Genomic DNA, 26,210 nt, shown 5'->3' with positions numbered 1-26,210 from the left:
TTTTAAAAAATGATTGTTTTTTTATTTTTATTAAAGTTATAAATTATATATTTAGAACACATCTTCTACTCCAAATTCCCACCCAAAGTTTTAAATAGTTCATTTCTATTTTCTAACTCTTCAAGATAGATTTTTACTAGGTTTTTTTGTGCATTTATATAAGCTCTTTGAGAAATAAGCATATTTAGATAAGTTCCATATCCTATTTTATAAGAGTTCAAAGCTATATTGTAAGTATCAAATAAAGATTTAACAAGCTCTTTTTGATTTTCAACTCTTTGAGTTATATTTTTTCTAGTTGCTAATGCATCATTTACTTCTTTAAAAGCATTTTGGATAGCTTTTTGATACTCTTTTAAAGCAATCTCTTTTTGAGTATTACTCAAATCAAGTTTTGCCATATTTTCTCCACCACTAAAAATAGGCAAATTTATACTTGGACTAAATTGCCAAATATTTGTACCACTAAAAAGATTTGACAAACTAGAACTTGCATATCCTGTTGATGCTGTTAAACTAATACTTGGGAAAAATGCTGCTCTTGCTACTCCAATATTTGCATTTTTAGATCTCAAATTATATTCAGCTTCAAAAATATCAGGTCTATTAAAAAGTACATTTGAAGATATACCAGTAGATATTAATTTTAGATATTTTTCATTTATAAAATCATCATTTATAGATTCTAAATCTATCCTTGAAGATGTTAAAAATTCTAAAGAATTTAAATCTTTTTGTATTTGTGTTTCAAAATTTAAAATATCATTTTGACTATCTTTTAATGTAGAATATGAACTTAAAACATCTTCTTTATTTGTTATCCCTATATCATATTTTTTTTGTGTTAAAGAATAAACATCTTCAAGATTTTTTAAAATATCTTTTGATAGTTTTAAATTATAGATATTTGATACAAGGCTTAAATAAGAGTTTATTGTTTGTGAAATAAGTGATAATTTTGTAGTTTGGCTTGCATATTTTGTAGCTAGAAAATTGTTTTTTGCTACATCATTTAAGCTTTTGATTCTTCCAAATAAGTCAAGTTCAAAAGAAGTACCTAAATTTGCTTTATAGTTGTTTGATATTGCTGAATCTGTTTTTTGTCTTATAAAGTTCCCACTTGCATCAAGTGTTGGAAAATATTGAGATTCTTCTATTCTATATAATGCTTTTGAAGCTTCTATATTTAAAAGTGCTATTTGTATATCTTTGTTATTTTTTAAGGCAAGATTTACAATTCTTTTTAAGCTTTCATCTTCTATAAAATTATCTAGAGTTATTTGTGAATATTCAGATAAATCTTCATTATTTTTTAATTCATTTGGAACTATATCTTCTTTATTTATTTCTAATTTTGGAGCTAAAGATATACAAGAAGAAAAAAATAAAGTTATAAATGATAGAGATATTATTCTTTTAATCATTTTTTGCTCCTTTATTAAATATTTTTGTAATTAATATAAAAAATATTGGTACAAAAACTATAGCTAGTATAGTAGCACTTACTGTTCCACCAATTATCCCTGTACCTATTGCAATTCTACTATTTGCTCCTGCTCCAGTTGATATAGCAAGTGGAATAATACCAGCAATAAATGCTAAAGAAGTCATTATAATTGGTCTTAATCTTAAAGTGGCACCTTTAATAGTTGCTTCAAAGAGGTTCATACCATTCTTATATGCACTATTTATAAATTCTACTATTAATATTGCATTTTTACTAGCTAATCCCATAACAGCTAAAAGTGCGACTTGAAAATATACATCATTACTTAAATCTCTAAAATATACAGCTAGTACAGTTCCAAAAACTCCTAGAGGAACTACAAGTAAAACTGAAAATGGAATACTCCAACTTTCATAAAGTGCAGCAAGACATAAGAAAATTACTAGAAGAGAAATCGAGTATAATAAAATTGATTGGTTACTTGCTGTTCTTTCTTCATAAGAAACTCCACTATAAGTATGCATTGTTCCATTTGCATTATTATCAGCTATTTTATCCATCTCATCCATTGCAACTCCAGAACTAACTTTGTTTGCTGCATTTCCTTCTATCATATAAGACATAAAACCATTAAATCTAGTAAGCTCTTCTGGACCATATTCCCAAGCAAATCTTGAGAATTCACTAAATGGAGTCATTGTTCCAGAACTATTTCTAACTTTCCATTTATATAAATCTTCAGGAGCACTTCTATAAGGTGCATCTCCTTGAATATATACTCTTTTTACTCTAGTTTTATCTATATAATCATTTACATATATTCCACCCCAAGCAGCGCTTAAAGTATTGTCAATATCTCTTAGATTAAGTCCTAAAGCTAGAGCTTTTTGAGTATCATAGTATATTTTTAATTGAGGTGATTCTTCTGTTCCATCTGCTCTAACAGATGATACAAGAGGATTAGTATCTGCTTCTTCAATAATAGATTCTTTTACTTGTGCTAACTCTTCTCTTGTAATATTTGCACTTGCTTGAAGTTGGAATTCAAATCCATCACTTGAACCTAAACCTTGTATAACACTAGGATTTATTGTAATAACTCTTGCATCTCTTATAAAATATGGAGAACTTGGATCATTAAAAGCTGTTTTTGCACGAGAACTTATACTATCAACATGATTTTCTTGACCTTTTCTAACATTCCAGTCTTTTAAAGATACAAATGCCATACCAGTATTTTGTCCACTACTTCTACTACTAAATCCTGCTATTGTAAATACAGTATTTAAGTTGTCTTTCTCTTCATTTAAAAAATAGTCTCTTACAATATCAGCAGCTTCAACAGTTCTTGTAGCAACTGCTCCAACTGGAAGTGTAATTTGCACCATTAAACTTCCTTGATCTTCTTTGGGTAAAAAACTAGTTGGAAGCTTTATAAAAATATATGTAGTACTTATAATTATTAGAAGATACAAAAACATCCATCTTTTTGGTACAAAAATAACCTTTTTTATCAAATTTGTATATTTATTAGTAAAGTTAGAGAACTTTTTATCAAACCAAGCTATAAAACCTTTTTCATGTTTTTTATTTGGCTCATGAGCTTTTAAAATAGTTGCACAAAGGGCAGGTGTTAAAGTTAAAGCTACAATTACGGATAAAACCATAGCAGATATTATTGTAACAGAAAATTGTCTATAAATAACTCCTGTTGAACCACTAAAAAATGCCATAGGTAAAAATACAACTGATAAAACAGTTGTGATTCCTATTAAAGCACTTGTTACTTCATTCATAGAAATGATAGTAGCTTCTTTTGCGTCTAAACCTTTTTCAACCATATTTCTTTCAACGTTTTCAACAACAACAATTGCATCATCAACTAAAAGTCCAATGGCAAGAACTAAAGCAAACATTGTTAAAGTATTTATTGTAAAACCTAATATATTTAAAACAGCAAAAGTTCCTAATATTACTACAGGAACAGCAATTGCTGGAATAATAGTTGATCTAATATTTTTTAAGAATAAAAACATTACTAAAACAACTAAAATAATAGCTTCTATTAAAGTTTTCACGACTTCATTTATTGAAGCTTTAATAAAAGATGTTGTATCTCGTGGATAAGCTATATCATAACCTTGAGGTAATATTGTTCTTGCTTGTTCTAAAAATTCTTTTACTCTATTTGAAGTTGCTACTGCATTTGCTCCACTTGCTAGTTGAATTGAAATTCCAGAAGCAGGAAAACCATTTAAAGCTGTAACGTTATTATAAACTTGAGCTCCTATTTCAACTCTTGCTACATCTTTTATTTTTACATTACTTCCATCTAAATTTGATTTTAAAATAATATTCTCAAATTCATCTACAGTTTTAAATTTACTTCTTGCAGTTACAGTTATAGCTAATTGTTGTTCATCTAATGTAGGCATAGCCCCAATTCTTCCTGCACTAGCTTGTGAATTTTGAGTATTTATTGCAGTTTGTACATCTGATGGCATAAGAGCATATTTTTCAAGTTTGTATGGGTCTAACCAAATTCTCATTGCATATTGTCCACCATAAACAGCAACTTCTCCAACTCCATCAATTCTTGATATACTATCTTGAAGATTACTTACTAAAAAATCTGAAATATCAGTTTTATCTGCTTGTCCTGTAGAATCATAAATAGAAGCCAACATTAAAAAATCAGTTTGTGATTTTGTAACTCTTACTCCTTGTCTTTGTACATCTTCTGGAAGTCTTGATAGTATTTGTTCAACTTTATTTTGAACTTGAACTTGTGCAATATCAGGATTTGTTCCTTGTTTAAAAGTTATTCTTATTCTTGAACTTCCAGATGAACTTGAACTCGAAGAAAAATACATCATTCCATCAAGTCCTGTTAGTTGTTGTTCAATTATTTGTGTTACACTATTTTCAACAGTTTGTGCTGAAGCTCCTGTATAAGTAGAAGATATATTTATTTGTGGTGGAGCAATATCTGGATATTGTTCAACTGCTAGAGTAAATAAACTTACAACTCCACTAATCATAATAATTAGCGAAATTACCCAAGCAAAAATAGGACGAAATATAAAAAATTTAGCAATCACTTATTAATCCTTATACTTATCTGTCAAGTCTTTAGGGATTACTTTACTTTTATCATTAATTTTATTTAATCCTTCTATAATGATTTTATCATTCTCATTTACTCCTGAAGTTACTAGCCATTTATTTCCTATTGCTCTTTGAATTTCAATAATTTTTGTTTTTATACCATCATCTTTGTCTAATATTGTTATTATAGGATTTGCTTTTTGATCTCTTAGAACAGCTTGTTGAGGAACTAAAAATGAATCAACTTTTGATGAGGTTTCAATGATTGCTTTTACATACATTCCTGAAAGTAAAATATTGTCTTCATTTTCAAATTCTGCTCTTAAAGTAACAGTTCCTGTATTTTCATCTACTGCTAGCTCTTTACTTTCTAAAATTCCTTTTTTAGAGTAAATAGTATTATCATCTAAAATTAAAGTTACAAAAGTATTTCTAAAGTCATTTGTAGGAAGAACTTTTTTTAATTTTAAAATATCATTATATGATTGATTTAAATCTACAAATACTTTTGAACTATCTTTTATTGTTGTTAAATAATCACTTTGATTTGCTAAAACTAAAGCTCCACTTGTAATAGTCGATATCCCTATATATCCACTTATTGGTGCTTTTATTTCACATCTTTGTAAATTTATTTTTGTATTCTCAAAATTTGCAAGTTTTTCTTCAACTAAAGCTTTTGCTTGTAAATATGAAGCTTTCGTATCATCAAGTTCTTGTTTTGAAGCTCCATCAAACTTTATAAGTTCTTCAACTCTTTTTAGTTTTGCTTCAATACTTATTAGATTTGCTTTTGCACTATTTAAACTAGCTTGTGCTTGATTGAACTCCATTTGATAAGTTGATTTATCAATTTTATATAAGATATCACCTTTTTTTACAAAGCTTCCTTCTTTAAATAGTTGTTCTTGAACAATTCCTGTAATTTGGGGACGAACTTCAGAGATAAATTTTGGTTTTACTCTTCCACTTAACTCTTGCTCTAAAGCAAACTGAACTTTATCTAAAGTAATAAAACCTACTTCAACTGGTTTTGGTATAAATTTTTTATTGTCTTTATTTTCACATGCACTAAAAAGTATTAAAATTATTGCTATAAAAATAGTAAATTTTGATTTTTCAAACATAATTGTCCTAGAAATTAGAATTTTGGATTTTACAATATTTATATTAATTAAATATTAATATCAATACTCAAGAATATGCTTTACAAGTAGTATTGTAGTTAAAAATTGTTAATATTACGCATTGAATTTTTATATAAGGAATTTTTATGAGTTTAATAATTGATGACTTAGTACAATCAGAATACAATTATAATGTAGCTTTTTATATACATTTAAAAGAGTTTAATATAAATGTTAGAGATGAATTAGAAAAAAGGATTAGTGAAGTTTTTTTCTTTTCAAAAGGTGTAAATTGGAAATTTGATAGTTTTGGTATAGAAAAAGCTGGTGAAAGAAAAACAGAAATACTAGGATATTTTATTTTTAGAAGTGCAGAAGTTGAGAAATTAAAAAAACTATTTTTAGATGAGTTTAAAGATTATAAGAATGCATTAAAAATTAGCTGTTCAGTAGCAAAATATGAGAAAGTTAGTGAAGAGTTTTTTGAGTTAGAAGTATAAAATTAATAATAAAAGCTTAAATATTTAAGCTTTTATCTACTCTACTTATATTCCACCACCACTTTCAAAATTTATTAAATCTTTTCCAATGAATTCATTTTTATCAGCATATTCAACTATTATCTTTGATATTTCACCAGTTGATACTGCTATATGATGCGCTTGTGATGCTACCATTGCATTTTGTTGAGTTTGTCTATCTAGTTCATTTACAGCATCATTTATTTGTTCAATTCCACTTAATTGTTCTTTTGATGCAACTTGAATATTATCTATTAAACTAATTGTTTCTAAGATATTTGAGTTTAGCTCCTTATATCCTATAATCATATTTGTTGCTATATTTTTTCCTTCATTTGCTTTTTTTGTAGCATTTTCAACAATATCTTTTATCTCTTTTGCTGCTTCTGCACTTCTTGTTGCTAAATTTCTAACTTCTCCTGCTACAACAGCGAACCCTTTCCCTGCTTCTCCAGCTGTTGCTGCTTCTACTGCTGCATTTAAACTTAGAATATTTGTTTGGAATGCTATATTATCTATAACTCCTATTGCTTCATTTATTAGATTTACTTGTATATTTATCTCATCCATTGCAGATGATGTTTGATTTGCTAATGTTTCTCCTTGATTTGCAGAAAGCGTAACATTATGTGATAATATAGCCATCTTTCCAATATTTTCAGTATTATTCCTAATATTAGATGTAATCTCTTCTAAAGAAGCAGCTGTCTCTTCTAAACTTGTAGCTGCTTCATTGGAAGAAATATTTAAAGTATCTACATTTGATAGTAATATATCAGCACTATTTTTTAATGTCAAACCATTTGTTTTGTTATCAATTAACATTTGTGTTATTGAGTCACCTAATACATTCACACCATTTGCTAATTTTAATAGGTGTTGTTTAAGATTATATGTTGGTATTTTATCTAAGTAATTGTAGTTACTATATTTTTCTAAAATATACAAAACACTATCAATGTTATTTTCTAAATTATCAGCCATTTTATTTAGAATTGATTTTAACTCCATTAAAGCTGGATTTTTTACACTTAGATTTAATCTTTGGCATAAATCACCTTGTTCAAATTCACTTAGAACAGCAATCGTTTCATCAATTAATTTTCTATCCTCTTCAATACCTTTTTTGGTTTTTATGATATTTTCATTTACTACTTTTGACATTTCTCCAAATTCATCTTTTGAATTTATATTTAATAAACTAACATCTTGTGATTCTCTATTTAAGTAAGAAAAGAATTTCAATAAGCCATTTTTAAAACTTTCAATAGAATTTATAATAGAGTTAGATATCAATATAGAAAATAATATAAATATAGTTATAGCAATAAAACTTATAATTAATAAATCTATATTTAAAGATGAGTATGCTTCATCTCTAAGTTGTATAGTGTTCTTATTTATTCTAACAATTTCTTCTTCTAGTTTTAGTCCAATATTTACCATTTTAGAAATCTTTGCTATTGTATCTTTTGTCTCTGGTTCCTGATTTAAATAATTTATTATTCTATCATTTGAAAAATCTTTAAAAAGGTTTATATAATCGTTGATATGTTTAATAATATCATCACAAATATTTTTATTTTCATTACTTTCTAAAATTCCTTTAAGTTTAGATATATCTAAACTTAAATTATCAAAAGTATTTAAAACTAAATTTTGGTTTTCTTTTGTTGGAGTTCTTAAAAACTGATAAACAGATATTCTCCCTTTTAAATTTTTTTGTATAAGTCCATCAGCAATTATTGCTATATTTGTTCTTTGCATTGCATAATTGTTAAAATATGTATAAATTATCCCTAAATTTAAAATAATAAAAATAAATAGTATTGGAAAAAAGAGCAACTTTTTTCTTGTGTTAATATTCTTAAAAGTAAACATTTATATCTCCTTGTAATATAATTCACCAATATAGTTGGAATTATATTAAATAAATATAAATTATAGCTTATACCAAAATAGTTGATTAATATAATCAACTATTTATAAGTACGAATAATAAGAAAAGAGATAAGAGAAATAATAGTTATACTTACAGAGATGACAAAAAAACCATCATCATGGAAATTTAATGCTATTGAAGAAACTAAAGCACCTAATCCAAATTGTAGAACTCCAAGAACTCCAGAAGCAACACCAGCATTTTTTGAAAAATGTTCTATTGCTAAAGACATACAATTACCAAAAATAAATGCCATCATACTCATATAAGAGGCTATAATTAAAACAGTTAAAAATAGATTCATCTCTTTGTGTAGTAATATAAAAATTATTCCTACAGTAAATTGGAATAATATAGCACCTTTTATGATACTTAGTGCTGAGTGTTTTTTTAATAGATTTACATTTATTTTGATCATAAATATTAAAAGTATAAAATTTACTCCAAAAAATATTGGAAAATAATCTGTGGAAATATCAAAATATTCTATATAAATAAAAGATGTTTTTGAGATAATTATAAAAAAACCACCAAAACTTAAAGCTAGAACAATCATTGCTTTCATTGCAGTTTTATGAGTTAAAACTATTTTATATGATTCAAATATTCCTTGTTGAACATAAACAAAGCTTTCTGGAAAGTCTTTGTATATAAAAAATGCAACAATTAAAGCATAAATAGTTAAAAATATAAATACTCCTTCCCATGGAAAAAAGTGTATAATAAATGCTCCAATAACTGGTGCTAAAAGTGGTGCTAAGCTTCTAACCATTCCAATAAGTGAAAATACTTTTGCTGCTTCTTGTCCTTTAAATCTATCTCTAACTGCAGCAGCAGCATTTACAACTGTAATCCCACCAAAGAATGCTTCTAAAAATCTATAAACCCAAAGTTCATAAATATTAGAACTAAATATTATTAAAAAGCTAAAAAATGCATATCCTAAAAGTCCAAGTATAGAACCAAATCTTCTTCCATATCTATCAGATATTGGTCCTCCAAAAATTTGTCCAATAGAAAATCCTATAAGAAATATTGCTAAAGATAATTCAACTTTATGTATATTTACATCAAAATATTTTGCAATTTCTGGAATTGAAGGTAAATATGTATCAACTCCCATAGGAGCAACAGAAGACAAAATAGAAATTAAAACTATTAAATATATATGATTAATTGATTTTTTCATAAAAACTCTTTAAATAATGATTAAAATAAAATGTAGATTTTTAAAATAGTAAAATTGATAATAAGGAAATAAAAAAGAGGAATTAATCCTCTTTTTTAACTATTTTAACATGCTGTTTAACATCCATAAATCTTTTTCAAATTTTGCAACTTTATCGTCAGCAAATGCTTCTGTTCCTTTGTCCCCATCTTTGCTAGCAGTTTCACTTAAATCTTTGAACTCTTTTAAAAGATATTCAAAATCTTTGATAATTTTTTCTACAATCTCTTTTGATTTGAAGCTATCACCTTTTTCTGTTTCAATTTTTGTAGCTTTAATTAATTCTTCTAAAGTTAAATAAGGTTTGTCTCCTAATATAATAACTCTTTCTGCCATATCATCATATAATTCTGACATTTGATTGTAAACACCTTCTGTATAAGAGTGTACAGGATGAAAATCCATACCTTTTACATTCCAATGGTAGTTATGAATTTTTACATACAATGCATGTGCATCAGCTTGAATTTGCTTTAGTTGTTTAATTACTTTTGACATATTAAATCCTTTCTAAATAATGTATAAGTCATTATATTACCAAATATATGAATTGTCAATATGATTTGATAATATTTAATATTTCCATTGGAGTTTTGACTATAAAATCTGCTCCAAATTCTCTTAACTCTTGTTCGTCCCTAAACCCCCATAATACCCCAATTGCTAACATATTTGCACTTTTTGCTGTTTGCATATCAACTTTTGTGTCTCCTATAAAAAATACCTTTTCACAAGGTACATTTAAAGATTTTGCTATTTCAATTGCTGCTTGTGGATTTGGTTTTTTAGGAACATTGTCCTTTTGCCCATGTACCTCTTTAAATCCATAATCTTGAAAAAAATGGTTTACATAAGATACTGTAAATTCATGAGGCTTATTTGATAAAACTGCTAAGTTATAATTTAACTTTTTCAATTCATTTAGTAATTCATAAATCCCCTCATAAGGTATAGTTTTTGAATGAAGTTTTCCATCATATTCAAGTTTAAATCTTTTAATAGCTTCGTCTTTTATCTCTTTTGAAAATTTACCTAAAGCATTTTCTACTAAAATATCAACTCCACTACCAACAAAATATTTATAATCTTTAATATTATGTGTTGGAAGATTTAAACTTTCTAGAACTTTATTCATACTTACTGCGATATCCTCTATTGAGTCTAAAAGAGTACCATCTAAATCAAATATAACTGTGTTTTTTTCCATTTTTTACCACCAAAATTAATAAATATATTTGTGTGAATGCTATTCAAAACCATATTAATTTTATATAAAAGTAACATTTTAAAACAAAGTGTAACTTTTTGTTAATATAAGAATATAAGAAGATGAAATATGATTAATTATGTTCAAAAATAGTTTTAATGTGGCTATAATATTAATTGTTTATCAAGAGTTTAATAACTTGTAGATATTGTTACAAAATTTTAATATTTTGAAATTGTTTATATAATAATAAAATTAATGTTGGAGTAAAAGAAAATGAACGCATCAGATTTATTTATAAAAGCGTTGGAAAACGAAGGTGTTGAGTATATTTTTGGTGTTCCTGGAGAGGAAAACTTAGATTTTTTAGAATCATTAAGAAAATCAAAAATCAAATTAATCCTTACAAGACATGAACAAGGTGCTGGATTTATGGCAGCAACTTATGGAAGACTTACAGGTAAGGTTGGAGTTTGCTTATCAACTCTTGGGCCTGGTGCAACAAACTTTGCTACAAGTGCTGCTTATGCACAACTTGGTGGAATGCCAATGATGATGATTACAGGTCAAAAACCTATTAAAAAATCAAAACAAGGTAGATTCCAGATTATCGATATCGTAAGAATGATGAGACCTATGACTAAATATGCAAAACAAATAGTTAATGGTCATAATGTACCATCTGTTATTAGAGATGCATTTAAAATTGCTACAACTGAAAGACCAGGTGCAGTTCATATTGAATTACCTGAAGATATTGCTATTGAAGAAGTAGATGCTGATACAACAATTTATCCTGTACATACTGTAAAATATCCAGCTGCTATTGATGATGTAATTGCAGAAGCAGTTTCTATGATAGAAAAAGCTAAAAGACCACTTCTTTTAATTGGAGCTGGAGCTAATAGAACAAGAATTGGAAATACATTAACAGATTTTGTAAACAAAACTGGAATGGGATTCTTCTCTACTCAAATGGGTAAAGGTGTTGTTGATGAAAATCACCCAATGTGCTTAAGTGCAGCAGCATTATCAAAAGATGATTTTGTTCACTGTGCAATTGACAGAGCAGATTTAATTATTAATGTTGGACATGATGTTATTGAAAAACCACCATTTTTTATGTCAAATAAAGAGGGTGCAACAAAAGTTATGCATATCAATTTCTTCCCAAGTGAAGTAGATGATACATATTTCCCACAAATGGATGTTGTTGGTGATATCGCTTGCAATATTCAGAAAATAACTGAAAAAATAGCTGTTCAACCTCACTGGGATTTTGATTATTATACAAGAATGGCTGAAGAAATTAGAACAAGATTATCAAAATATTTTGGAGATAACAGGTTCCCAATTTTACCACAAAGAGCAGTAAGATCTATTAGAAAGACTTTAGCAGATGAAGATATTGTAACACTAGATAATGGTGTTTATAAAATCTGGTTTGCAAGAAACTATAGATGTGCAAAACCAAATACACTGCTTTTAGATAATGCACTAGCTACTATGGGTGCTGGATTACCTTCAGGAATGATGGCAAAAATGATTTATCCAAATAAAAAAGTTGTATCTGTTTGTGGAGATGGTGGATTTATGATGAATTCACAAGAGATGGAAACAGCTGTAAGACTTGGTTTAGATTTAACAGTTATTATTTTAAATGATAACGCTTATGGTATGATTAAATGGAAACAAACAGGTATGGGATTAGAGTCATTTGGACTTGATCTTGGAAATCCAGATTTTGTAAAATATGCAGAATCATATGGTGCAAAAGGTTATAGACCTAAATCTGTAGAAGAATTTGAGAAAGTACTTGAAGAGTGCGTAAATGGTAAAGGAGTACATCTAATTGATTTAGCTGTTGATTACTCTTTAAATCATTCAATCTTAAATGAGTTATTACCACAAAAAACTTGTTTAGTTTAATCTAAACAATCAAAAGGGGGCTTTAAAATAAAGCCCCCTTTTTTATTCTAAATTTTAATAAGGAGAAAATATGAGTACAATAGAAGTTACATCACCATTTGATGGTAAAGTTGTTGGAACTGTTCCTTTTAACAGTTATGAAGAAGTTGAAGCAGCTATAGATTTAGCACATAAAACTTTTGTGAATAAAGATGGATGGTTACCAAAATATAAGAGAGTTGAAATTTTAGAAAATGTTATGAAAATTATGAGTTCTCAAGTTGAAGAACTTACAATTTTATGTGCAAGTGAAGGTGGAAAACCTTATATTGACTCAAAAGTTGAAATTTTAAGAGCAATAAATGGGATTAAAATAGCAATTGAATATTTAAGTGTATTTGAAGGTAAAGAAGTTGCTATGGGACATACTTCTACAAGTGCAAATAGAATGGCTTATACTTTTAAAGAGCCAATAGGTGTTGTTGCTGCTATTTCTGCATTTAATCACCCTTTTAATCTTGCTGTTCATCAAGTAATTCCTGCAATAGCAGCTGGTTGTCCAGTTATTATTAGACCAGCAACTCAAACTCCTATGAGTGCTGTAAGACTTGTAAAAATTCTTGAAGAAGCTGGTCTACCAAAAGGTTGGGCACAAGCTGTTGTTTGTGATAGAAAAGGTGGAGAACTATTATCAACTTCTCCAAAAACTGCATTTTTAACATTCATTGGTTCTGGAAGTGTTGGTTGGTACTTAAACTCAAAAGCTAGTGATGGAACAAGAGTTGTTTTAGAACATGGTGGAGTAGCTCCTGTTATTGTTGAAGCTGATGCTGATATTGAAGATATGATTCCTTCTCTTGCAAAAGGTGGTTTCTACCATGCTGGACAAGTTTGTGTATCTGTTCAAAGAGTATTTGTTCATGAATCAATTTGTGAAGAAGTTGCTACAAAATTAGCTGCTACTGCTTCAAAATTAATTGTTGGAGATCAACTTGATCCAAAAACAGAAGTTGGACCATTAATAAATAATAATGAAGTTGACAGAGTTGAAGAATGGGTAAATGAAGCAGTTACAAAAGGTGGAAAGATTTTAACTGGTGGAAAAAGAATTTCATCTTCTTGTTTTGAACCAACAGTTATTTTAAATCCTTCTGATGACGCTCTTGTTTCAACAAAAGAGGTATTTGGACCAGTTGTTTGTATCTATTCATATAAAGATTTAGATGAAGCAATAGCTAGAGCAAATAGTCTTGATGTTTCTTTCCAAGCAGCAGTATTTACAAAAAATATTGATAAAGCTTTAAAAGCTGTTAAAAGATTAAATGCAACAGCTGTGATGGTAAATGATCATACTGCATTTAGAGTTGATTGGATGCCATTTGGTGGAGCAAAAGTATCTGGACTTGGAATGGGAGGAATCCCACACTCTATGGATGATATGAGTGTAGAAAAAATGATGGTTATAAAATCTTCAGTTTTATAATATATAATTTTTATATTTTAAGAGCTAAGGTTTTTATAACCTTAGCTTTTTTTATTTAGATATTATTTTTTAATAAGAAATGATATAAATACTTCTATTAAATAAGCTATAAGTGAAAGGATAATAATGACTTGGGAAGAAGTAATTGAAATAGAAAAACAAAAAGATTATTATAAGGATTTAAAAATCCAAATTGATAATAAATATGAAACAACAACAGTTTTTCCACCTAAAGATAAAATTTTTAGAGCCTTTTCATTAACAAAATTAGATAATTTAAAAGTTGTTATATTAGGGCAAGATCCATATCATGGTTTTGGTCAAGCACAAGGATTGTCTTTTTCAACTCCAGCAAATATTAAAAATCCACCTTCTATGCAAAATATCTTAAAAGAAATTTTTGATGATTTAAAAATACCATCTATTTGTCTTGATGGCGACTTAACACCTTGGGCAAGACAAGGAGTCTTACTTTTAAATACAGTTTTAACAGTAGAACAATCAAAAGCTGGTAGCCATCAAAACTTAGGTTGGGAAGTTTTTACAGATAATATTATTAGATATATTAGTCAAAATTGTAGTGATATAGTTTTTTTACTTTGGGGAAGCCCTGCTATCAAGAAAAAAGCTTTAATAAATCAAGAAAAACATCATATTTTAACAAGTGTCCATCCAAGTCCACTTAGTGCATATAGAGGTTTTTTAGGGTGTAAACATTTTTCAAAAACGAATGAGATATTAAAAACTATAAATAAAGAACCAATTACTTGGTAATTTTAATTAAATAAATTTTTAACTTTTGATTTGATTTTACTTAGAGATAGTTTTATTGCTGAGTATTTCATAATTTTTGCAATATTTTTCCATCTTTGTTTTTCATAACAAGGATTTGGACATTTTCTACAACGAGGTTTTATTTCATGAGGGCAGCTTTGAAGTCTAGAAAATGAGTAGTTTATTGCTTCAAAGCATTCTTCACACAAATGAAGTTCTAAGTTAAAAATAGTATCTTTATATTCAGTTTTAATAATATACCTTTTTTGATTTGAATGTTTATCTATACAAAAAATTTCATAAAACTTTTTTAGTGTGTTTATCTCATTTTCAAATTTTTCTACAGTCATTTCTCTACTTTTACTTGATATTTACTATTTTTGCATATAATTGCTAACAAATTATTGATAAGTATCAAGAAGAAAAGAGTAAAGTATGGAAATAAATGAAAAAGATTATGCTTTTTTTAATTTTTTAGAGCAAAAAGATTTATCTAGATTAAAAGAGGTATCTTTTAAAAAATTATATAAAAAAGGTGAAATATTATTTTATAAAGGAGATGAATCAAAATATTTACATTTACTTATTCGTGGTATAGCAAAGTTATATACACATGATTTTAAAGATAATGAAGTAGTGATTCATAATCTTGTAGGACCAGCACTTATTGCTGAAATTGTTAATTATGAAGAGATAAATTTTATAGCAAATTGTTCTTTTGAAACAGATTCAGAAGTTTTATTAATTGATTATAAAAAATTTAAAGAAGAGTTTTTGCTAAAACCAGAAATTGCTATGTTTTTTATAAAATCACTTACAAAAAAAATAAAATATTTAGAAAGTTTTATAAACTATAATATTACTCTAAATAGCATAGAGAAAATTGCAAAATTTTTATTTGAGAATGAAAAATTACTCCCTAGCCTAAAACAAGTAAAAATTGCACAAATTTTAAATATAACTCCTGAAACTTTTTCAAGACAATTAGCAAAATTAAAGAAGGATAATATTATAGAAAATGATAAAGGAACAATAAAAATTTTAGATTATGAAAGATTGCAAAAGATTGCAAATTAGAAAGGATATAAATGATTGAATTAATAAACACTATTACAATGGGACTTATAGTTTTAATACCACTTGCTAATCCAATAACAACAGTTGCACTATTTATTGGCTTATCATCTACTATGACAAAACAAGAAAAAAATAAAGAGGCACTTAATGCTTCAATTTATGTATTTCTTATTATTGTTTTATCATTTTATTTTGGACAATTTATAATGAAAAGTTTTGGTATCTCAATTCCAGGACTTAGAATTGCTGGAGGTATGATTGTTTCATATATTGGCTTGAGGATGTTATTCCCTGCAAAAAAAGAGGATGAACAGCAAAATCAAAAAAGTGAGAGTATAGCTTTTGTTCCTCTTGCTATGCCAAGTACAGCAGGACCAGGTACTATTGCAATGGTTATTAGTGCAGCTTCTACTGTTAGTAGTGGACAATCAGATACTCCAGCTTGGATTATATATGTTACATCAATAGCTGTACCTTTAATTCTAAGTGTAATTTTATGGTTGTGTTTGAGAAGTGCAGATTCTATTATGAAAATAGTAGGTCGAAATGGAGTTGATGCTATTTCTAGAGTTATGGGCTTTTTATTGGTTTGTATGGGAACACAATTTGTTATAAATGGTGTAAAAGAGATAATAATTAATTTCCCAAATTAAAATAATAGTATCTATTTAGATACTATTATCTCTTCCTAAAAATTCAGAAGCTTCAGATATTATCATAAAACCATCTGGATCATATTTTTTAATCAAGTCTCTTAAGAGTTCAATTTTACTCGCTTCAACTGCAATATATATAATTGTTTTATCTTGACCTTGATGTAGTCCAATTCCAGTTAAAATTGTTCCATGCTCTTCAATTTTTTCTCTTATTTGCTCTTTCAATACATCAATATTTGTAGATACAATATTTACTATTTTTTTAGATGGACGACCTGTTAAAATAATGTCAATAATTTTTATACCAACATATACACTAATCATACTATAAAGTGATTTATCAATATTATTGTATACAAAAATAGATGCAAACATAATAGCAGCATCAATTCCAAGTAAAACTTCAGCAGCTTTATATTTTGTTTTTTTTGCAACTATTTCTCCTACTACAGAAGTACTTCCCGTAGAAGCTCTTCCTTTGATTATTAATCCAACACCTAAACCAATAAACATTCCACCAAATATTGCAGCTAAGAGGATATCATTTGTAATAGGATTTATTTTTAAGATTTCTTTTAAAATATCTGTAAAACTTGATAATAAAATAACTACTATAAAAGTTTTAAATAAATAGTATTTACCAAAATAAATATAAGATAATATCAAAAATGGAAGGCTAACTATAGCCATAATAATCCCTAATGTAATTGATGGGAATAAAAAGTGTAGAAGAAGAGATATTCCTATTCCTCCTCCTGTTATTATCTCATTTGGTGATAAAAATGCAACAGTTCCAAAGGATAATGATAAAGAACCACATATTATAAAAATATATTGTTTTATTTCAAAAGTTTTCATAGTTTTTCCAGTTTAAAAGTATATTTATAAGTATAATAGATAAGTAAAATAGAAATTTATAGTGAAGATTGTATAATAATTTATAATAAGCTTTGATTAGGTGATATTAAAGGATAAATATGAAGATTTTATTTTCTCCAAGTGAGACAAAAATTAATGGTGGAGAAGAAAATGGATTTGATAAGAATAGTTTTATTTTTCCTGAATTCTTTGAAAAAAGATTAGAAATTATAAATTCATATAACAAGTTTTTAGAGATTGCTTCAAATGATGAGTTATCTAAACTTTTTGGTACAAAGAAAAAGGAGATAATAGAAAAGTATAGAATAGATATTTTTAAAAATCCTATAATGAAAGCTATAAAAAGATATGAAGGTGTTGCCTATGATTACCTTTCTTATAATAATTTAGAAGAATCAGCACAAAAATATATAGATAATAATGTTTTAATATTTTCAAATTTATTTGGTGTATTAAAAGCTAGTGATAAAATTCCTGATTATAAGTTAAAACAAGGTGAAACTTTTTTAAATTTAAAAATTGAGAAATTTTATAATGATAATTTTTCAAATATATTAGATAAATATTTACAAGATGAAGATATTTTAGACTTACGAGCAGGATTCTATGAGAAATTTTATACACTTAAAAAACCTTATTTAACTATGAAATTTATAAAAGATGGAAAAGTTGTAAGTCATTTTGCAAAAGCGTATAGAGGAGAAATCTTAAAAACTCTTGCTCAAAATAGTATAAATACCTTTGCTGATTTGATGAATTTAGAGTTAAAGATCTTAAAGATTGAAGAGATAAAAGAACAAAAATTTAAAAGAGAAATAGTTTATAGTATAAATCAAGGGTAAAATATGAAGTCATTTCAAGGTTTTTTAATAGAAAAAAATGGAAGTGCTATCGAATTAGAATATGATAGTTTAAATAATCTACAAAAAGAGAATAAAATTTTATGGGTACATTTTGACTATACAAGCGAAGAAGCTCAAAATTGGATTACAAATAGTAGTAATATTGATTCTATTGCAGTAGATGCTCTTTTAGCTGATGAAACAAGACCAAGAACAATTGTTTTAAATGATTCTTTACTTATTGCATTAAGAGGTGTAAATTTAGAAAAAAATGCAAAACCAGAGAAAATGATTTCTATTCGGATTTTTATATCATCAAATTTGATTATAACAACAAGTAAAAAAAATATTTTATCTGTAGCAGAGATAGTAGAAAATCTAAAAAAAGGTCAAGGAGTTAAAAGTTCTTCAGAATTTTTAGTTGAATTAACTTATAGAATGATTGATAGAATGGATGATGTTATAGATAAAATTGAAGAAAAAGCAGATTTCTTAGAAGAAAATATTTTAGATACTGAAAATAATACAGAATTTCGAACAGAAATACTTAAAATTAGAAGAGAATGTATAACTATAAAAAGATATTTGGCTCCACAAAAAGAAGCTTTAGTGAGGCTATATAATGAAAAATTAACATGGATTGATGAATATCAGAAAATTGAGTTAAGAGAAACAACAGATCAACTAATAAGACATATAGAAGAACTTGATACTATTAGAGATAAAGTTATACTTTTTCAAGAAGAGTTGGTAAATAGTTTAACGGAACAAATGAATAAAAAAATGTATATTTTAGCTATTTTATCTGCAATATTTTTACCACTGACTTTTTTAACAGGTCTTTTAGGAATAAATGTTGGTGGGATTCCAGGATCTTCTAATGATAATGCTTTTTATATATTTATAATAATTTTAGTTTTAGTTGTTGGATTTCAGTTTTATATTTTTAAAAAGAAGAGGTGGATTTAGATAAAATATTTATTACTTATATTATATTTTTTTAATAAATAATACACATATATAAGCAATAAATGCAAAAATAGTACTAAATAAAAATAGATATTCTCCATAAGTTGCTCCAGCAATTAAAGCACCTATAAAACCACCTAAACCATAACCAACACCAAACATAAACTGTTGAGCTAGTTTTTTATTATCATAAAGTGAATACAAATAAATTACAACTGAGCTATGAAATAAAGCAAATGAAAATGCATGAATAGCTTGAGTAAAAAATACAACTTCAATTGATTGTGGGTATAAATATAGAAGTAACCATCTAAAAGCAGTGATTCCTATACAAAATTTTATTATAGATAAAAGATTGTTTTTTAAAATTGGAGCTTGATAATAGAGCATTATAATTTCACAAATTACACCAAAAGACCAAAGATATGAGATAGTTTCTAAAGATAAGCCATGATCTAATTCATATATTGTAAAAAAGTTATAAAATGAACCAAAACTTACTTGCATGAAAAATATACTTGCCCAAAAAGCAAAGTGCTTCATAAAAGAAAATATTTCATCACTTATTGGACTTATCTTTTCTTCTAAATCATTTTTTAAAAGTAGCAGTGCAAAAATTACTGTTAAAATAACAACACCTAAATAGTAATGAAGAGCAACAAAAGGGGTAGTTAAAACTTTTGCTAAAACTAATGCAATAATCATGAATCCAATTGAGCCAAAAAGTCTAGCCTTCCCATATTTATCTTTTCCTAAAACAGTTACAGTTGTAACTTCTAGATAAGGTAAAATCAAAGATAAACAAGCAGCTAAAAAAGCATTATTTAACATAAATATATAAAAATGATTGATTGTTATATAAAAAAGAGCAACAGCTAAAACTGTAAGAAATAGTGCTTTTTTAAACATGTATTTATTTAGACTAATATGTTTTAAAAATAAAAATGGCATAGCAAATTTCATCAAAGGAGCAACAGCTAAAATGATACCAATATCAAAAGTACTATATCCAATATCATTTAATACTTTTGGTAAGAATATTACATATATTCCAACAGCTGCAAAGTAAAAAAAATAAAAAGCTGAAATATTAAAAAAGAGCATTACTCTTCATCTATTATAATAGTTCCTGAAAGTATATCTTGTACTGTTTTCCTATCTTTATCAAAAAAAGGATAAAAAAGTGGTAGTATTAATATAATTGAGAATAGTGTTGATATATAACGAAGAAATGCTTGATAAAAGTTCATTCTTTGTTTTGTAGTTCTATCTACAAGCTTTAGTTCATAAGCTTTTAGTCCAGGAGTTTGCCCTTTAGTGAGCCATAAAGATATAAGTATTAAAAAAACAACAATTAAAATAATACCCCAACCTAAAAGTCTATTTTGTGCAAAACCATCCCCTCCACCCATTATAAAGTATATTACAATGTAAAATATTGGAGTTGTTACTAAAAATAGATCAATTAAAAAGGCTTTAAGCCTTTTTCCAAGAGATACAAAACCATTAGAATTTAAAGTTTCTTTATCTAGTTTTAAATTAGAATCTTTAATTCTTTTTTGTTTTACATCTCTCCATTTAGCCATTAATTCCCTCTACTACCTGGTTTTATAGCTATACTTCCATCTTTACACATAGGACAGTTTTCAGGTGCATACATTTCAAATGCAAAATCTTCTAGAGCGAAAAGTGGTTTATCTAGAGGAAGTCTACAATTGTCTTTTCTTTCTATTATACTTCCCACTCTCTTACAGAAACCTCTATTTGCCAAAGCAGCATAAGCTACAACTTCTGCACCACCTTTTTCAATTTCTCTTGCAGCTTCTAAAGCACTTCCACCAGTTGTTATAATATCTTCACAAACAAGATATTTTTCTCCAGCTTTTACTTCAAATCCTCTTCTTATAGTCATTTCACCTTCAGCTCTTTCTGCAAATATAAATCTTACATCAAGTGCAGTTGCAAGTGCAAAACCAGCTATAAGTCCACCAAGTGCTGGTGCACAAACAGCATCAATTTTTATACCAGATTTTTTTATTTCAACTGCTAAAGCTTCAGCTAAAACTTTTGCAGTTTTTGGATCTTCTAAAACTTTTGCACTTTGTAGATAAAATGATGAATGATTTCCACTACTTAGTTTAAAATGCCCTTCTAATAGAGCGTTTGCATCTTTATATATTTGTTCTATATTCATAACTTATACCGTTAAAATCTCTTTCTCTTTAGTTTTTAAAGTTTCATCAGCTTTTGCTACATAACTATCAGTTATTTTTTGAACTTCATCCTGTGCTTTTTTACTATCATCTTCTGTAATTTCTTTATCTTTTAAAAGATTTTTAATTTTTGTATTTGCATTTTGTCTAATATTTCTAATAGCAACTTTTGCATTATCAGTCATAGTTTTTGCTTGTTTTGCTGTTTCTTGTCTTTGTTCAACAGTCATTGGTGGGAAAAATAATTTGATTACTTCTCCATTATTATTTGGATTTACTCCAATATTTGCAGTTTGGATAGCTTTTTCTATAGTTCCCAAAAGATTTTTTTCCCAAGGACTTATAGTTATTGTAGTTGCATCAGTTGCTAAAACAGAACCCACTTGACTTAAATCTGTTGGTGTTCCATAGTAATCAACTTTTATATTATCTAAAATATTTACATTTACTTTACCTGTTCGTAAAGTTTTGTAATCTCTTTTTAAAGATTCAATAGACTTATCCATTTGTTCTTTAGTTTGTGAATAAATTTCCTCTAACATATATTTTCCTTTTTATTCTGCTTTATTTGGTATATTTGTTTCAGGTGCAATAGGAGCTTGGTTTTCCGTAGTTGGACTTGCTGGAATTAAAAGTTCAGGTTTGATTTTATCAATAGCACTTTTATTTCTCTCTTGATTATATGTATATCCTAAAAACAGTGTGTTTAACACAAACAGTAGCCCTAAAAACATTGTTGCTTTTGTTAAAAAGTTTGCAGGACCTTTAGCTCCAAATAGAGATTCATTACTTCCACTATAAGCTCCTAAACCAATACTTGAGCTTTTTTGAAGTAATACAACTATTACAATTAGTACAGCTAAAACAAATTGAACGATTAAAAGTGTAGATGTCATTATCTAGTTCCTTTTTTAAAAATGGTGTCTATTTTATCTAAAACTTGTTAAAATAATGTTAAAAAAATATAAATATAATAATTACAAAGAGATAAATGGAACTTAAAAATCAGTTTTCAAAATATGCTAGAGAATATCAATCGTATAATATAATTCAACAAATTTGTGCAAAATCATTAATAAGAGAATTAAAAACTAAACCTAAAAGAATTTTAGAACTTGGTTGTGGTTCTGGACAAATTTTTTCAAATATAAATTGGGAATTTGATTTTTATAAAGCTATAGATAGTTCTATTTCGATGTGTGAACTTCATCCAAAATCTAATAATCTTGAAATAAAATGTCTAAATTTTGACAGTAAAGAGTTTTTTGAAGATATAAAAAATGATTATTATGATATTGTTTTATCATCTTCTGCTCTGCAATGGTCAATTGATCTAGAAAAAATAGTGTTTTCTTTATCTAAAATTACAAAAGAGATAAATGCAGTTTTATTTACTTCGAATACTTTTAAAACTATTCAAAAACTTACAAATACTTTATCTCCTATATTAGATGAATATAGTATAAAAGATGCTTTTTCTAAATATTTTACTTGTGAATTTGAAACGATTTTTTACAAATTAGAGTTTGATAGTAAAAAAGATTTATTTGATTATATAAAGAAATCAGGTGTTAGTGGAAGTAGTGAATTATCTTATGAAATAGCAAAAAAATTGTATCAAAATTATAATTTAAACTATTTAGAATTTGAAGTTATTTTTGTTAAAACAATTTCTAAATTATAAAGTTCGTATCTAATATACTTAAAATTCTCACTATCCCTTATAGATGATAGCTTTGTAAGTTCTTCTAAAACTCTAGCACTCTCTTGAGCTCTTTTAAAATTTGCTATTAAAATTGAGTTTAAATCTTCTCTATTTTGTTCACTTTTTATTGAATTTCTCAAAACATCATTTTTTACATCTCTTGTTTCAAGAATTTCATAGTAATTTTCTGTTCTGGCTAGATGTCTTAGATTTTTTAATTTTATTGAGTTATTTTTATCATTATAAACATATCTAAATATATCTTCAACTACTCGAATTCCTTCTCGTAACCTATTTAAATTTGCATCGATGATTCTTAAATTTTTTGAGTTCATTGAATATATAAGTATAACTATAGGGCTTTATCCCTATAGCTAATTTAGTCGTTACTTCTCATAATACCAAGTATTTGTAATAAAGATACAAATAGGTTAAAGAAGTCTAAGTATAATGAAAGTGCCGCTTCAACTGGTGAATCATAGTTTCCTTTGATAATTTGTTGAGTATCATAAAGTATGAATCCACACATTAAAATTGCAATACCACTAGATAGAAATAAGTGAAATATACTTGAATACGCAAACCAACCAAAAGTTGTACCTAAAGCAAATATAATCCCTGCTGCAAAAAGTATCCAAAATGAAGCGAACAAAAATCCACCCATAAATGAAAAATCTTTTTTAGTTGTCATTGCAAACATTGAAATTCCACCAAATGCTATTGATGTCATTAAAAATGCTTGACCTGCAATAGCTGCCCCACCAGGCATAGCTAAAATTGAAGCTAATAATGGAGCTATCATTAATCCTGTTAAGAATGTAACACCAAATAAAGCAACTAGGTTTATACCTTGTTTATGTTTTACTCTTGGAATTACAAAAAATACTAATCCCATTACAGCAATAAATAGTATCCAGTGCATCCCAACTAAAGCAGATACTATTTCAAGTCCTATGTAAGCACCAGCAGTTGCTGCCAACATAGAACCAGCAAACAATTGATAAGTCGCTTTTAAAAAGCTCATTATATATGCTTGTCTTTGTGAAGATTCGTTTGAGTGACTACTACTTTGATCTGTCAAATAATCTCTGTTATACATTTTCTTTCCTTTATTAATTTTTTAGAACATTAACATTAGTATGACAATGATGTCATATCTAGGCATTATAATATAAAAAAATTGTAAATAAAAGATTAATAAATACAATTTCCAAAATTTAAGCTTAGATTAAGCGCAATACTCTTGACAAAGGAAAAAAAAGCTATTATAATTCCCGTCCAATTTGACCAGAAGGGTTAAAAGTTCTTTAAAGTTTAAGACGGTGATAGAGAAGTAATCTTTATAAACCGAATATATGATTGTTAAAAAAATAAAAAAAATGTACAAGTGGAGAGTTTGTATGTCAGAGATGATGTATAGATTAAGAACTTGTCTATAATTTGAGTGATAATTTTGTAACTAACGAATAAGAGAGTATGTTTAGAGATAGATATATAATTTTAAGAGTAATTATAGAATATGTCAGTTTCAAACACTATAAAGATATGTTTAGATTATATAGTAAGATATATGGACTAGATATAGATAATTTATGGAGAGTTTGATCCTGGCTCAGAGTGAACGCTGGCGGCGTGCTTAACACATGCAAGTCGAACGAGAACGGGCTATAGCTTGCTATAGTTGTCAGCTAAGTGGCGCACGGGTGAGTAATGTATAGGTAATATGCCTCTTACTAAGGGATAACAAATGGAAACGTTTGCTAATACCTTATATTCCTTATAAACAAAAGTTTATAAGGGAAAGATTTATTGGTAAGAGATTGGCCTGTATTGTATCAGTTAGTTGGTGGGGTAATGGCCTACCAAGACAATGACGCATAACTGGTTTGAGAGGATGATCAGTCACACTGGAACTGAGACACGGTCCAGACTCCTACGGGAGGCAGCAGTGGGGAATATTGCACAATGGACGAAAGTCTGATGCAGCAACGCCGCGTGGAGGATGACACATTTCGGTGCGTAAACTCCTTTTATATAAGAAGATGATGACGGTATTATATGAATAAGCACCGGCTAACTCCGTGCCAGCAGCCGCGGTAATACGGGGGGTGCAAGCGTTACTCGGAATCACTGGGCGTAAAGAGCATGTAGGCGGATTGATAAGTTTGAAGTGAAATCCTATAGCTTAACTATAGAACTGCTTTGAAAACTGTTAATCTAGAATGTGGGAGAGGTAGATGGAATTTCTGGTGTAGGGGTAAAATCCGTAGAGATCAGAAGGAATACCGATTGCGAAGGCGATCTACTGGAACATTATTGACGCTGAGATGCGAAAGCGTGGGGAGCAAACAGGATTAGATACCCTGGTAGTCCACGCCCTAAACGATGTACACTAGTTGTTGTGAGACTAGATCTTGCAGTAATGCAGTTAACACATTAAGTGTACCGCCTGGGGAGTACGGTCGCAAGATTAAAACTCAAAGGAATAGACGGGGACCCGCACAAGCGGTGGAGCATGTGGTTTAATTCGACGATACACGAAGAACCTTACCTGGACTTGACATAGTAAGAATGATTTAGAGATAGATTAGTGTCTGCTTGCAGAAACTTGCATACAGGTGCTGCACGGCTGTCGTCAGCTCGTGTCGTGAGATGTTGGGTTAAGTCCCGCAACGAGCGCAACCCTCGTCGTTAGTTGCTAACAGTTCGGCTGAGAACTCTAACGAGACTGCCTACGCAAGTAGGAGGAAGGTGAGGATGACGTCAAGTCATCATGGCCCTTACGTCCAGGGCTACACACGTGCTACAATGGGATATACAAAGAGCAGCAATACAGTGATGTGGAGCAAATCTTATAAAATATCTCCCAGTTCGGATTGTAGTCTGCAACTCGACTACATGAAGTTGGAATCGCTAGTAATCGTAGATCAGCTATGCTACGGTGAATACGTTCCCGGGTCTTGTACTCACCGCCCGTCACACCATGGGAGTTGAACTCATTCGAAGCGGGGATGCTAAAGTAGCTACCTTCCACAGTGGATTCAGCGACTGGGGTGAAGTCGTAACAAGGTAACCGTAGGAGAACCTGCGGTTGGATCACCTCCTTTCAGAGAAATGTATTAAG

25 protein-coding genes and 1 rRNA gene are annotated in these 26,210 nt (G+C 28.1%); 10 read left to right on the top strand and 16 right to left on the bottom strand.

Annotated elements, in window-relative coordinates; genetic code table 11:
• Positions 1-65 precede the first annotated feature (65 nt).
• From ALANTH_RS11005 to ALANTH_RS10995, 3 genes are read right to left on the bottom strand one after another with little or no spacing between them, the layout of a single operon-like run.
• The gene (locus ALANTH_RS11005) at positions 66-1,424 is read right to left on the bottom strand and encodes an efflux transporter outer membrane subunit (RefSeq protein WP_026807046.1); all 1,359 of its coding nucleotides are present in this window, start codon (positions 1,422-1,424) and stop codon (positions 66-68) included.
• Positions 1,417-4,548, bottom strand: a complete 3,132-nt coding sequence (locus ALANTH_RS11000) for an efflux RND transporter permease subunit (RefSeq protein ID WP_026807045.1) — start codon at positions 4,546-4,548, stop codon at positions 1,417-1,419. The genes ALANTH_RS11005 and ALANTH_RS11000 overlap by 8 nt, the downstream gene beginning before the upstream one ends.
• Before the next feature lie 3 nt (positions 4,549-4,551).
• Positions 4,552-5,682, bottom strand: a complete 1,131-nt coding sequence (locus tag ALANTH_RS10995) for an efflux RND transporter periplasmic adaptor subunit (RefSeq protein WP_026807044.1) — start codon at positions 5,680-5,682, stop codon at positions 4,552-4,554.
• 146 nt (positions 5,683-5,828) lie between these two features.
• Between ALANTH_RS10995 and ALANTH_RS10990 the strand changes: the two genes are divergently transcribed.
• Complete coding sequence (locus ALANTH_RS10990; RefSeq protein ID WP_029888422.1) at positions 5,829-6,182, top strand: hypothetical protein; 354 nt, start codon at positions 5,829-5,831, stop codon at positions 6,180-6,182.
• 45 nt (positions 6,183-6,227) lie between these two features.
• On the opposite strand, the gene ALANTH_RS10985 is transcribed toward ALANTH_RS10990, so the two are convergent.
• The 4 genes from ALANTH_RS10985 to ALANTH_RS10970 all read right to left on the bottom strand — a co-directional run bounded on the left by ALANTH_RS10985 (position 6,228) and on the right by ALANTH_RS10970 (position 10,580).
• The gene (locus ALANTH_RS10985; protein ID WP_034236614.1) at positions 6,228-8,084 is read right to left on the bottom strand and encodes a methyl-accepting chemotaxis protein; all 1,857 of its coding nucleotides are present in this window, start codon (positions 8,082-8,084) and stop codon (positions 6,228-6,230) included.
• Positions 8,085-8,182: 98 nt separating this feature from the next.
• Positions 8,183-9,334 carry a multidrug effflux MFS transporter gene (locus tag ALANTH_RS10980; protein WP_081801298.1) on the bottom strand — a complete coding sequence of 384 codons (1,152 nt, stop codon included), beginning with the start codon at positions 9,332-9,334 and terminating at the stop codon, positions 8,183-8,185.
• 99 nt (positions 9,335-9,433) lie between these two features.
• Entirely contained in the window at positions 9,434-9,871 is a 438-nt protein-coding gene (locus ALANTH_RS10975) for a Dps family protein (protein ID WP_026802757.1), read from the bottom strand.
• Positions 9,872-9,926: 55 nt separating this feature from the next.
• A complete protein-coding gene (locus ALANTH_RS10970) occupies positions 9,927-10,580 on the bottom strand; it encodes an HAD family hydrolase (RefSeq protein WP_026807042.1) in 654 nt (217 codons plus the stop codon).
• Positions 10,581-10,856: 276 nt separating this feature from the next.
• Between ALANTH_RS10970 and ALANTH_RS10965 the strand changes: the two genes are divergently transcribed.
• The 3 genes from ALANTH_RS10965 to ung all read left to right on the top strand — a co-directional run bounded on the left by ALANTH_RS10965 (position 10,857) and on the right by ung (position 14,745).
• Complete coding sequence (locus ALANTH_RS10965; RefSeq protein WP_026802755.1) at positions 10,857-12,509, top strand: acetolactate synthase large subunit; 1,653 nt, start codon at positions 10,857-10,859, stop codon at positions 12,507-12,509.
• A 70-nt stretch (positions 12,510-12,579) separates the two neighbouring features.
• Complete coding sequence (locus tag ALANTH_RS10960; protein ID WP_026807041.1) at positions 12,580-13,971, top strand: aldehyde dehydrogenase family protein; 1,392 nt, start codon at positions 12,580-12,582, stop codon at positions 13,969-13,971.
• A 126-nt stretch (positions 13,972-14,097) separates the two neighbouring features.
• Positions 14,098-14,745 (top strand): uracil-DNA glycosylase, encoded by a 648-nt coding sequence (gene ung / locus ALANTH_RS10955; protein ID WP_026807040.1) that lies wholly within the window; start codon positions 14,098-14,100, stop codon positions 14,743-14,745.
• Positions 14,746-14,747: 2 nt separating this feature from the next.
• Here the strand turns inward: ung and ALANTH_RS10950 are convergent, their stop codons facing one another.
• The gene (locus tag ALANTH_RS10950) at positions 14,748-15,095 is read right to left on the bottom strand and encodes a nitrous oxide-stimulated promoter family protein (RefSeq protein ID WP_026807039.1); all 348 of its coding nucleotides are present in this window, start codon (positions 15,093-15,095) and stop codon (positions 14,748-14,750) included.
• A gap of 85 nt (positions 15,096-15,180) precedes the next feature.
• Between ALANTH_RS10950 and ALANTH_RS10945 the strand changes: the two genes are divergently transcribed.
• Together ALANTH_RS10945 and ALANTH_RS10940 are read left to right on the top strand one after the other, a co-directional pair.
• Complete coding sequence (locus tag ALANTH_RS10945; RefSeq protein WP_029888420.1) at positions 15,181-15,822, top strand: Crp/Fnr family transcriptional regulator; 642 nt, start codon at positions 15,181-15,183, stop codon at positions 15,820-15,822.
• 11 nt (positions 15,823-15,833) lie between these two features.
• A complete protein-coding gene (locus ALANTH_RS10940; protein WP_026802750.1) occupies positions 15,834-16,475 on the top strand; it encodes a MarC family NAAT transporter in 642 nt (213 codons plus the stop codon).
• Between the two features lie 15 nt (positions 16,476-16,490).
• Here ALANTH_RS10940 and ALANTH_RS10935 read toward each other — a convergent pair whose 3' ends face one another.
• Positions 16,491-17,336: a YitT family protein gene (locus ALANTH_RS10935; RefSeq protein ID WP_026802749.1), complete on the bottom strand. Its 846-nt coding sequence runs from the start codon at positions 17,334-17,336 to the stop codon at positions 16,491-16,493.
• A gap of 119 nt (positions 17,337-17,455) precedes the next feature.
• Here ALANTH_RS10935 and ALANTH_RS10930 point away from each other — a divergent pair, with 119 nt between their 5' ends.
• Both ALANTH_RS10930 and ALANTH_RS10925 read left to right on the top strand, forming a co-directional pair.
• Positions 17,456-18,199 carry a YaaA family protein gene (locus ALANTH_RS10930; protein ID WP_026807037.1) on the top strand — a complete coding sequence of 248 codons (744 nt, stop codon included), beginning with the start codon at positions 17,456-17,458 and terminating at the stop codon, positions 18,197-18,199.
• A 3-nt stretch (positions 18,200-18,202) separates the two neighbouring features.
• A complete protein-coding gene (locus ALANTH_RS10925; protein WP_026802747.1) occupies positions 18,203-19,168 on the top strand; it encodes a zinc transporter ZntB in 966 nt (321 codons plus the stop codon).
• A 21-nt stretch (positions 19,169-19,189) separates the two neighbouring features.
• On the opposite strand, the gene ALANTH_RS10920 is transcribed toward ALANTH_RS10925, so the two are convergent.
• The 5 genes from ALANTH_RS10920 to secG are packed head-to-tail and all read right to left on the bottom strand — an operon-like array spanning position 19,190 to position 22,277.
• Positions 19,190-20,272 (bottom strand): MFS transporter, encoded by a 1,083-nt coding sequence (locus ALANTH_RS10920; protein ID WP_026802746.1) that lies wholly within the window; start codon positions 20,270-20,272, stop codon positions 19,190-19,192.
• Entirely contained in the window at positions 20,272-20,754 is a 483-nt protein-coding gene (locus ALANTH_RS10915) for an RDD family protein (RefSeq protein ID WP_026807036.1), read from the bottom strand. Before ALANTH_RS10915 ends, ALANTH_RS10920 begins: the two co-directional genes overlap by 1 nt.
• On the bottom strand, positions 20,754-21,362 hold the full coding sequence (gene pyrE / locus ALANTH_RS10910; protein ID WP_026807035.1) for an orotate phosphoribosyltransferase: 609 nt from the start codon (positions 21,360-21,362) through the stop codon (positions 20,754-20,756). Before pyrE ends, ALANTH_RS10915 begins: the two co-directional genes overlap by 1 nt.
• Before the next feature lie 3 nt (positions 21,363-21,365).
• On the bottom strand, positions 21,366-21,923 hold the full coding sequence (frr, locus tag ALANTH_RS10905) for a ribosome recycling factor (RefSeq protein ID WP_026802743.1): 558 nt from the start codon (positions 21,921-21,923) through the stop codon (positions 21,366-21,368).
• A 12-nt stretch (positions 21,924-21,935) separates the two neighbouring features.
• A complete protein-coding gene (gene secG / locus ALANTH_RS10900) occupies positions 21,936-22,277 on the bottom strand; it encodes a preprotein translocase subunit SecG (RefSeq protein WP_026802742.1) in 342 nt (113 codons plus the stop codon).
• Positions 22,278-22,372: 95 nt separating this feature from the next.
• Between secG and ALANTH_RS10895 the strand changes: the two genes are divergently transcribed.
• A complete protein-coding gene (locus ALANTH_RS10895) occupies positions 22,373-23,065 on the top strand; it encodes a methyltransferase domain-containing protein (RefSeq protein ID WP_026807034.1) in 693 nt (230 codons plus the stop codon).
• Here the strand turns inward: ALANTH_RS10895 and ALANTH_RS10890 are convergent.
• Complete coding sequence (locus tag ALANTH_RS10890; RefSeq protein ID WP_029888419.1) at positions 23,017-23,421, bottom strand: hypothetical protein; 405 nt, start codon at positions 23,419-23,421, stop codon at positions 23,017-23,019. The genes ALANTH_RS10895 and ALANTH_RS10890 overlap by 49 nt on opposite strands.
• A 44-nt stretch (positions 23,422-23,465) precedes the next feature.
• Positions 23,466-24,185 (bottom strand): Bax inhibitor-1/YccA family protein, encoded by a 720-nt coding sequence (locus tag ALANTH_RS10885; RefSeq protein WP_026807033.1) that lies wholly within the window; start codon positions 24,183-24,185, stop codon positions 23,466-23,468.
• Between the two features lie 490 nt (positions 24,186-24,675).
• Between ALANTH_RS10885 and ALANTH_RS10880 the strand changes: the two genes are divergently transcribed.
• Positions 24,676-26,193: ribosomal RNA gene (locus ALANTH_RS10880) — 16S ribosomal RNA — on the top strand.
• Positions 26,194-26,210 lie beyond the last annotated feature (17 nt).

Source organism: Aliarcobacter lanthieri (assembly GCF_013201625.1).
Classification (GTDB): domain Bacteria; phylum Campylobacterota; class Campylobacteria; order Campylobacterales; family Arcobacteraceae; genus Aliarcobacter; species Aliarcobacter lanthieri.
The sequence above is the reverse complement of the archived record's forward strand: the minus strand, read 5'-3'. Positions and strand labels throughout refer to the sequence as shown.

Excerpts from the sequence above, each read along its gene's own strand:
- ALANTH_RS10920 (WP_026802746.1), bottom strand. The coding sequence starts at position 20,272 with ATGCTCTTTTTTAATATTTCAGCTTTTTATTTTTTTTACTTTGCAGCT.
- pyrE (WP_026807035.1), bottom strand. The coding sequence starts at position 21,362 with ATGAATATAGAACAAATATATAAAGATGCAAACGCTCTATTAGAAGGG.
- ALANTH_RS11005 (WP_026807046.1), bottom strand. The coding sequence starts at position 1,424 with ATGATTAAAAGAATAATATCTCTATCATTTATAACTTTATTTTTTTCT.
- ALANTH_RS10935 (WP_026802749.1), bottom strand. The coding sequence starts at position 17,336 with ATGAAAACTTTTGAAATAAAACAATATATTTTTATAATATGTGGTTCT.
- ALANTH_RS10890 (WP_029888419.1), bottom strand. The coding sequence starts at position 23,421 with ATGAACTCAAAAAATTTAAGAATCATCGATGCAAATTTAAATAGGTTA.
- ALANTH_RS10965 (WP_026802755.1), top strand. The coding sequence starts at position 10,857 with ATGAACGCATCAGATTTATTTATAAAAGCGTTGGAAAACGAAGGTGTT.
- ALANTH_RS10950 (WP_026807039.1), bottom strand. The coding sequence starts at position 15,095 with ATGACTGTAGAAAAATTTGAAAATGAGATAAACACACTAAAAAAGTTT.
- ALANTH_RS10980 (WP_081801298.1), bottom strand. The coding sequence starts at position 9,334 with ATGAAAAAATCAATTAATCATATATATTTAATAGTTTTAATTTCTATT.
- ALANTH_RS10960 (WP_026807041.1), top strand. The coding sequence starts at position 12,580 with ATGAGTACAATAGAAGTTACATCACCATTTGATGGTAAAGTTGTTGGA.
- ALANTH_RS10915 (WP_026807036.1), bottom strand. The coding sequence starts at position 20,754 with ATGGCTAAATGGAGAGATGTAAAACAAAAAAGAATTAAAGATTCTAAT.
- frr (WP_026802743.1), bottom strand. The coding sequence starts at position 21,923 with ATGTTAGAGGAAATTTATTCACAAACTAAAGAACAAATGGATAAGTCT.
- ALANTH_RS10885 (WP_026807033.1), bottom strand. The coding sequence starts at position 24,185 with ATGTATAACAGAGATTATTTGACAGATCAAAGTAGTAGTCACTCAAAC.
- ALANTH_RS10970 (WP_026807042.1), bottom strand. The coding sequence starts at position 10,580 with ATGGAAAAAAACACAGTTATATTTGATTTAGATGGTACTCTTTTAGAC.
- ALANTH_RS10985 (WP_034236614.1), bottom strand. The coding sequence starts at position 8,084 with ATGTTTACTTTTAAGAATATTAACACAAGAAAAAAGTTGCTCTTTTTT.
- secG (WP_026802742.1), bottom strand. The coding sequence starts at position 22,277 with ATGACATCTACACTTTTAATCGTTCAATTTGTTTTAGCTGTACTAATT.
- ALANTH_RS10895 (WP_026807034.1), top strand. The coding sequence starts at position 22,373 with ATGGAACTTAAAAATCAGTTTTCAAAATATGCTAGAGAATATCAATCG.
- ung (WP_026807040.1), top strand. The coding sequence starts at position 14,098 with ATGACTTGGGAAGAAGTAATTGAAATAGAAAAACAAAAAGATTATTAT.
- ALANTH_RS10925 (WP_026802747.1), top strand. The coding sequence starts at position 18,203 with ATGAAGTCATTTCAAGGTTTTTTAATAGAAAAAAATGGAAGTGCTATC.
- ALANTH_RS10945 (WP_029888420.1), top strand. The coding sequence starts at position 15,181 with ATGGAAATAAATGAAAAAGATTATGCTTTTTTTAATTTTTTAGAGCAA.
- ALANTH_RS10930 (WP_026807037.1), top strand. The coding sequence starts at position 17,456 with ATGAAGATTTTATTTTCTCCAAGTGAGACAAAAATTAATGGTGGAGAA.
- ALANTH_RS10940 (WP_026802750.1), top strand. The coding sequence starts at position 15,834 with ATGATTGAATTAATAAACACTATTACAATGGGACTTATAGTTTTAATA.
- ALANTH_RS10990 (WP_029888422.1), top strand. The coding sequence starts at position 5,829 with ATGAGTTTAATAATTGATGACTTAGTACAATCAGAATACAATTATAAT.
- ALANTH_RS10975 (WP_026802757.1), bottom strand. The coding sequence starts at position 9,871 with ATGTCAAAAGTAATTAAACAACTAAAGCAAATTCAAGCTGATGCACAT.
- ALANTH_RS10995 (WP_026807044.1), bottom strand. The coding sequence starts at position 5,682 with ATGTTTGAAAAATCAAAATTTACTATTTTTATAGCAATAATTTTAATA.